The following is a 6,532-nucleotide window of genomic DNA, read 5'->3' as shown; positions in this document are numbered from 1 at the left end:
TGGATGCCGGTAGCGGGGAGCTTATCGTGGAAATGGATTACCAGAAGCCGGAAATCTTTCTCGCCGAAATGCGCGATGGTGAGGCCACTGGCGAGCTGTTCAGTCTGGTGCGGGGTGAGTTGCAACTGCGTCGGCCGAAGCATCCGTGCCTCAGCGAAGCCATGGCAGCACAGGAAGGCTGGGTGGTTGCAGCTCCCCGCTGCGAATGGGACGAGGGTCTGCAACGGCTCTGATGGTAAGAATCAGTCAGTATCGCGCTCGCGGATCCGCTCGACGATGGCCGTGGTCGAGCAGCTCTCGACAAAATTCAATACCTTCACCTCACCACCCCAGCTGTTGACCAGTTCGGCACCGACTACCTGGTCCACGCTGTAGTCTCCACCCTTGACCAGGATATCGGGCTTGAGCGCCTTGAGCAGCTCCTCGGGGGTGTCCTCGGCAAAGCTGACCACCCAATCGACCGCGCCCAGGCCGGCAAGTACGGTCATGCGCCGTTCAACACTGTTGATCGGCCGTCCCGGACCCTTGAGGCGACTCACCGACGCGTCATCGTTGATTGCCACCACCAGACGGTCGCCCAGGCTCCGCGCCTCTTCCAGATAACCCACGTGGCCGGCATGAATGATGTCAAAACAGCCGTTGGTGAACACGATTCTTTCACCATGGGCGCGGGCATCCTCGACCGCCTGCACCAGCTGCTCCAGCCCCACCACACCGCGCTCACTGCCCTGCTCGCGCTGCACCGCACGGCGCAACTCCGGAGCGCTGATCGCCGCAGTCCCCAGTTTGCCGATCACGATACCGGCGGCCAGATTCGACAAGCCGACCGCATTGGGCATCTCCTCGCCAGCTGCCAGTGCCGCTGCCAAGGTGGAGATCACCGTATCCCCGGCACCGGTCACATCAAATACCTCACGGGCGCGCGCCGGCATGTGCAGCGCCTGCTCGCCGCGGCGCAGCAGCGTCATACCCTGCTCGCTGCGGGTCACCAGCATCGCTTCGAGCTGCAGCTCCTCGACCAGCGCGATACCCTTCTCGACCAGCATCTGTTCGCTACTGCAATGACCGACAACCGCCTCGAATTCCGCCATGTTCGGGGTGATCAGCGTCGCGCCGCGGTAAATGGTGAAATCCTTGCCCTTGGGGTCGGCCAATACTGGCACGCCGTGCTCGCGGGCCAGCGCAATCAGCGCCTGATGGTTGACCAGCGCTCCCTTGCCGTAATCCGAGAGGATCATCACCTTGACCTTGTCGAGCAGACCGCGCACCGTCGCCAGCATCGCCTCGCCATCGGTCTCGAAGGGCTCCTCAAAATCCAGGCGGATCAATTGCTGGTGCCGGCTCATGACCCGCAACTTGGTAATGGTCGGACGGTCCGCATGGGCCTGGAAATCGCAATAGACCCCAGCGGCATTGAGACGCTGTCGCAAACTCAGCGCGGCCTCGTCCTCCCCGGTCACTCCGACCAGCCAGGCCGGCGCGCCCAGTGCCGCAATATTCAATGCCACGTTGCCCGCACCACCTGGCCGGTCTTCTATCTGATCGACCTTGACCACCGGTACCGGTGCTTCCGGCGAAATCCGATGGGTAGGGCCATGCCAGTAGCGATCGAGCATGACGTCGCCCACTACCAGTACTGGAGCGGAATCAAAACGTGGCATGGTCAGCTTCATTGTCTCTACCTGTATTCAGTCAGCCCCACAGGGCAAAAAAAGTGTTTCAGGCCTGGGCAGGCGGCTCGTCCTGGAATTGCATGCTATGCAGGCGCGCGTAATAGCCATTCTGGGCGATTAATTCGGCATGGCTGCCACGCTCGACGATCCGGCCATCGTCCATCACCATAATGACGTCAGCTTTCTCAATGGTCGACAGACGGTGCGCGATCACCAGCGTGGTACGGCCCTCCATCACCCGGTCCAGTGCCGCCTGGATATGCCGCTCGGATTCGGTATCCAGCGCCGAGGTCGCCTCGTCGAGAATCAGCACGGGCGCATCCTTCAGTAACGCCCTGGCGATTGCCAGCCTTTGGCGCTGCCCGCCCGAGAGCAGCACACCATTCTCGCCGACCATGGTATCCAGTCCTTGCGGGAGTTTGTCGATAAACTCCTTGGCGTAGGCTGCCTCGGCAGCCTTTTCAATCGCCTCCCGCGGCGCGCCAGCCAGATCGCCGTAGGCAATATTATTGGCAATCGTATCGTTGAACAGCGTGACGTGCTGGGTAACCAGGGCAATGTGGCGGCGCAGATTACGCAGGCGATAGTCCTCGACATCCACGCCGTCAATCAGGATATGCCCCTGGTCGTGGTGATAGAAGCGGGGTATCAGACTCACGAGCGTTGACTTGCCACTACCCGAGCGACCAACCAAAGCCACCATCTGCCCCGGCTCGACACGGAAGTTGATCCCGTCGAGCACATTCTTGTCGGTATTGGGATAACTGAAATCCAGGTCGCGCACCTCGATGGCCCCGGAAACACGATCCCGTTCGATCGTACCAGTGTCGGTCTCCGGTTCCTCATCCAGTTGCTCAAAGATACTTTCAGCAGCAGCAATACCCTTCTGGATATTCGCACTTACCTCGGATAGCTGACGGATAGGCTTGGGTAACAGCGCCGCGGCGGTGATGTATGACACAAGGTCACCCACGGTCGAATCACCGCGCAGGAACAAAACCAGGAACATCACCACAGCCATCGCACTAAAGGTCACCAGCTGTAGCGTCGGCGTGAAAACCGCACCGGTACGGATCATTTTCAGACCCCTTTCACGACTGGCTTCACTGGCCTGGTAGAAACGTCGGGTTTCATACTCTTCGCCACCAAAGCTGCGAACCACTCTGTAGCCGGAAATGGTTTCCGAAGTCACGTGGGTCACATCGCCCATCGCAGTCTGGATCTTGTGGCTCTGCTTGCGGAATTTCTTGCTCGTGCTGTTCACCATCAAACCGATCACCGGGAGGATGGCCATCAGCACCAGCGTCAGTTGCCAGTTCATCCAGAGCAGGTAGGCAAACAGGAACATGACTGTCATCCCCTCCCGAAACACCACCTTGATCGCGTCGGTAGCCGCGCCAGTGACCATAGTGACATTGAAGGTAATACGGGAAACCAGGTGACCGGAATTATGGTTATCCAGATAACGATTAGGCAGCGTCAACAGGTTATTGAACAACGAGGTACGCAGATCGTGTACTACGCCGAGCGATACCTTGGCAATGTAGTAGTTGCCCAGAAACGAACCAGCCCCTTGATAGAGCGCGACCACAATGATGAACAGCGGGAAGCCCCAGATCAGAGGGACGCCGAGAAACATCCCGTCGGCGCCCTGAGCAAGACCATCGACAAAATATTTGAGCATCCAGGCCATGGCAGGCTGACTGGAAGCAAAGATCATGAACCCCAGGATACTGATACCAAAGGGCACCCAGTAGGGTTTCACATACCCCAGCAATCGTGCGTAGATCCGCGCACTGGACCGGGCGAAACTTTCTTTCTCGGAATCGGACATGGGCACTTCGCGAAAATGGACCGGGTGCAGAGTTTAACACAGCAAACCGGGGGCGCAGCGGACACTGCAAAAGTGAGGTAAACTGCCGTTTTGATTCAGGAAACACCCCATGCAGCCACTGAGTAGCGAGCAGTTCGCGGCAATGCGCCTGAGAGCCGACGTTATCGAGCAGGATGGTCATGGCGAAAAGGTTTTGCGTCTGGAAGACGGCTCTTATCTGAAGCTGTTTCGCCGCAAGGCCTGGTTCTCGAAAACGCTGTTTTTTCCTCCAGCAGCCCGCTTTGCAGCGAATGCGGCGCAGCTGCAAAGCTTGGAAATCCCCTGCCCTCGCGTCATTCAACTGTACAAACTGAGCAATCCGTATCGATCAGTCGTGCACTACGACCCGCTGGAGGGCACAACCCTGCGTCAGTTGCTCAATGAACAACCCAGCATCGAACAACTTGAGCTATTCGGCCTGCTCGGCGAGTTCATAACCCATCTGCATGACCTCGGGATCTATTTCCGCTCGTTGCATCTGGGTAATATTGTTCTGACGCCGGACGGCGAACTCGGCCTGATCGACATATCGGATATGCGCTGCCTCGGCAGGCCCCTACCCCAGCGACTGCGAAACCGGAACTATCAGCACCTGCTTCGCTATGAAAAAGATTGGGCTCTGGCGCCACCAGCGGCTCTGTCCCTGGTACGCGGCGAGCATCCATAGCAGGCCAGGGCCTGCAACCGTAGATAATCGCAAGCCACTTTGGTACCGTTTCCTATCAGCTCGCATCAGCCTTAACGCTCAAGAGCGAGCCGCAGGCATTGGCCGTTTACGACGCCCATCACAAGAAAACTGGAACGCCAGAAGGACCCTGAAGCATGTTGCAACCCGTAATCATGGCCGGCGGTTCCGGTTCCAGACTCTGGCCCCTGTCCCGCCAGCTCAATCCAAAGCAGTTCCTGCGGCTGACCGACCCCCGGTTATCGATGCTGCAGGCAACGATAACCAGGTTGGACGGCCTGGAAACGGATCAGCCACTGGTGATCTGCAACGAGGAACACCGATTTCTGGTCGCCGAACAACTACGGCAACTCACTCTGGACCAGGCTGAAATAATCCTTGAACCCACAGGCCGCAATACGGCTCCCGCTGTGGCACTGGCCGCACTGCATCTGAGCGCAAGCGGCGAAGATCCGTTAATGCTCGTTCTGGCTGCGGATCATCTGATTGCGAACAACGAGGCATTTCGGCACAGCATCGAGAAGGCCATCCCCCTGGCCACTTCCGGCAAGCTGGTCACTTTCGGCATAGCGCCCACGCATGCCGAAACCGGTTATGGCTATATCCAGCGAGGTTCAGCTGCCGGGAACGACGCTCATGCGATCAGTCGATTTGTGGAAAAGCCCGACGCGGAAACCGCCAAACACTACCTCGATTCTGGCGAATACCTATGGAACAGCGGTATGTTCCTGTTCCGCGCGAGCCGCTATCTGGAGGAGCTGGGCCAGCATCGACCCGAGATTCTCGCTGCATGCCAGAAAGCTATATCTAATCGGGTTTCAGACATGTCCTTTGTTCGTGTCGACGCGCCAGCATTCGAACTATGCCCTGAAGATTCGATAGATTACGCAGTCATGGAGAACACATCCGAAGGCGTAATGATCGAGCTGGACGCCGGATGGAGCGACATTGGCTCATGGTCCTCCCTTTGGGAGGCAGACGGAAGAGACAGCGCAGGAAACAGCCTCAACGGCGACATTATTGCTATCGCCACGCAGAACAGTTTGATTCGGGCAGAAAATCGGCTGGTGGCCACACTGGGGGTAACGGATCTGGTAGTGGTTGAAACTAAAGACGCGGTGCTTGTAGCACACAAGGACCATGCGCAGGACGTGAAAAAAATCGTTGCCGAGCTCAAGGCGAACGGTCGGCAGGAGCATACGATTCATCGCGAGGTATACCGGCCATGGGGTGTCTACGACCTGATCGACAAGGGGCCTCGTTATCAGGTAAAACGCATCACCGTAAAACCGGGAGCCAAGCTGTCGGTGCAGATGCATCACCATCGAGCCGAGCATTGGGTAGTGGTAAGCGGTACAGCGAGAGTAACCAATGGGGACAAGACCTATCTGGTAACCGAAAACCAATCGACTTTTATTCCCATTGGCCAGGTTCATTCCCTAGAAAATCCCGGTGTAATAGATCTGGAATTGATCGAGGTGCAGTCAGGTTCCTACCTGGGAGAGGATGACATCACCCGTATTGAGGATGTGTATGGCCGTCGCTGAGTATTGCGCCAGCAACCCGCAGAATTCGTGCAGCTCGCACCCTAACTGAGCAGGAGCTACTTATGCTTGTAGTCAAACTTGTGGGCGGACTCGCCAGCCAGCTGCACAAATATGCCGTAGGCAGGGCTCTTGCAGAACGCATGGATACGGTGCTGCTGCTCGACACCTCGAGCTATCTGGGTGCCACTCCAAAAGAGGCTTTCCCGCTGGAAATCAATCACTTCCATATAGAAGCCAGAGCAGCAACGCCCGAGGAAATTGCGATCGCCAAAGGCAAGGCGGCGGCTGCGCTGCATCAGCTCTGTCGCCTCACCGGCCGGCAGCCCTCACCCAAGCTGGAAAAACGCGTCCTGCGGTGGTTCGGCCATACTCAGTACAAGGCAAATATAACCAAAGGCCGCACCGAGCATTTTTTTGAAGATGTTCCCCGCGGCAAAAACGCCTACATACATGGCGAATGGGGAGCAGGCTTTGGACTATTCGAGGACATCCGACCACTGCTGCTGCAGGAGCTTCAGCTGAAAAGCCTGAGCGAGGAAGCTTTGATCATCAAAAAGCTGATTGCCAAAGAGCCCGCTGCCACTTCGCTGCATGTCCGCCGCGGCGATTATGTGAGTAATCCGGCGGCAGCTAAGCTCCATGGTACCAGCCCTGTCGACTATTACCGCGCCGCTGTCGCTCACATCCAGCAATGGGTCGCCGAGCCGAGATTCTTCATATTTTCGGATGACCTGACCTGGTGCCGCGAAAACCT

Annotated in this window: 5 protein-coding genes and 1 pseudogene; 4 read left to right on the top strand and 2 right to left on the bottom strand. The window is 57.6% G+C overall.

Features of this window, described 5'->3' with window-relative positions:
• A pseudogene (locus ABYA88_RS14795) lies at positions 1-233 on the top strand (metal ABC transporter ATPase); the annotation flags it as partial.
• A 9-nt stretch (positions 234-242) separates the two neighbouring features.
• Here ABYA88_RS14795 and hldE read toward each other — a convergent pair.
• Both hldE and msbA read right to left on the bottom strand, forming a co-directional pair.
• Positions 243-1,673, bottom strand: coding sequence for a bifunctional D-glycero-beta-D-manno-heptose-7-phosphate kinase/D-glycero-beta-D-manno-heptose 1-phosphate adenylyltransferase HldE (gene hldE, locus ABYA88_RS14790; protein ID WP_373188161.1), 1,431 nt, complete (start codon positions 1,671-1,673; stop codon positions 243-245).
• A 46-nt stretch (positions 1,674-1,719) separates the two neighbouring features.
• The gene (msbA, locus tag ABYA88_RS14785; protein ID WP_373188160.1) at positions 1,720-3,507 is read right to left on the bottom strand and encodes a lipid A export permease/ATP-binding protein MsbA; all 1,788 of its coding nucleotides are present in this window, start codon (positions 3,505-3,507) and stop codon (positions 1,720-1,722) included.
• Positions 3,508-3,616: 109 nt separating this feature from the next.
• Here msbA and ABYA88_RS14780 point away from each other — a divergent pair, with 109 nt between their 5' ends.
• The 3 genes from ABYA88_RS14780 to ABYA88_RS14770 form a co-directional block, all read left to right on the top strand.
• Positions 3,617-4,213 carry a toluene tolerance protein gene (locus ABYA88_RS14780; RefSeq protein WP_373188159.1) on the top strand — a complete coding sequence of 199 codons (597 nt, stop codon included), beginning with the start codon at positions 3,617-3,619 and terminating at the stop codon, positions 4,211-4,213.
• A 155-nt stretch (positions 4,214-4,368) separates the two neighbouring features.
• Entirely contained in the window at positions 4,369-5,778 is a 1,410-nt protein-coding gene (locus ABYA88_RS14775; RefSeq protein WP_373188158.1) for a mannose-1-phosphate guanylyltransferase/mannose-6-phosphate isomerase, read from the top strand.
• Between the two features lie 62 nt (positions 5,779-5,840).
• A partial coding sequence (locus ABYA88_RS14770) for an alpha-1,2-fucosyltransferase (protein ID WP_373188157.1) occupies positions 5,841-6,532 on the top strand: 692 nt, incomplete at its 3' end.

Origin of the sequence: Halopseudomonas sp. (genome assembly GCF_041579695.1) — a bacterium.
Lineage (GTDB): Bacteria > Pseudomonadota > Gammaproteobacteria > Pseudomonadales > Pseudomonadaceae > Halopseudomonas.
This window is presented reverse-complemented; position numbering and strand designations above follow the sequence as displayed.

Excerpts from the sequence above, each read along its gene's own strand:
- hldE (WP_373188161.1), bottom strand. The coding sequence starts at position 1,673 with ATGAAGCTGACCATGCCACGTTTTGATTCCGCTCCAGTACTGGTAGTG.
- msbA (WP_373188160.1), bottom strand. The coding sequence starts at position 3,507 with ATGTCCGATTCCGAGAAAGAAAGTTTCGCCCGGTCCAGTGCGCGGATC.
- ABYA88_RS14780 (WP_373188159.1), top strand. The coding sequence starts at position 3,617 with ATGCAGCCACTGAGTAGCGAGCAGTTCGCGGCAATGCGCCTGAGAGCC.
- ABYA88_RS14775 (WP_373188158.1), top strand. The coding sequence starts at position 4,369 with ATGTTGCAACCCGTAATCATGGCCGGCGGTTCCGGTTCCAGACTCTGG.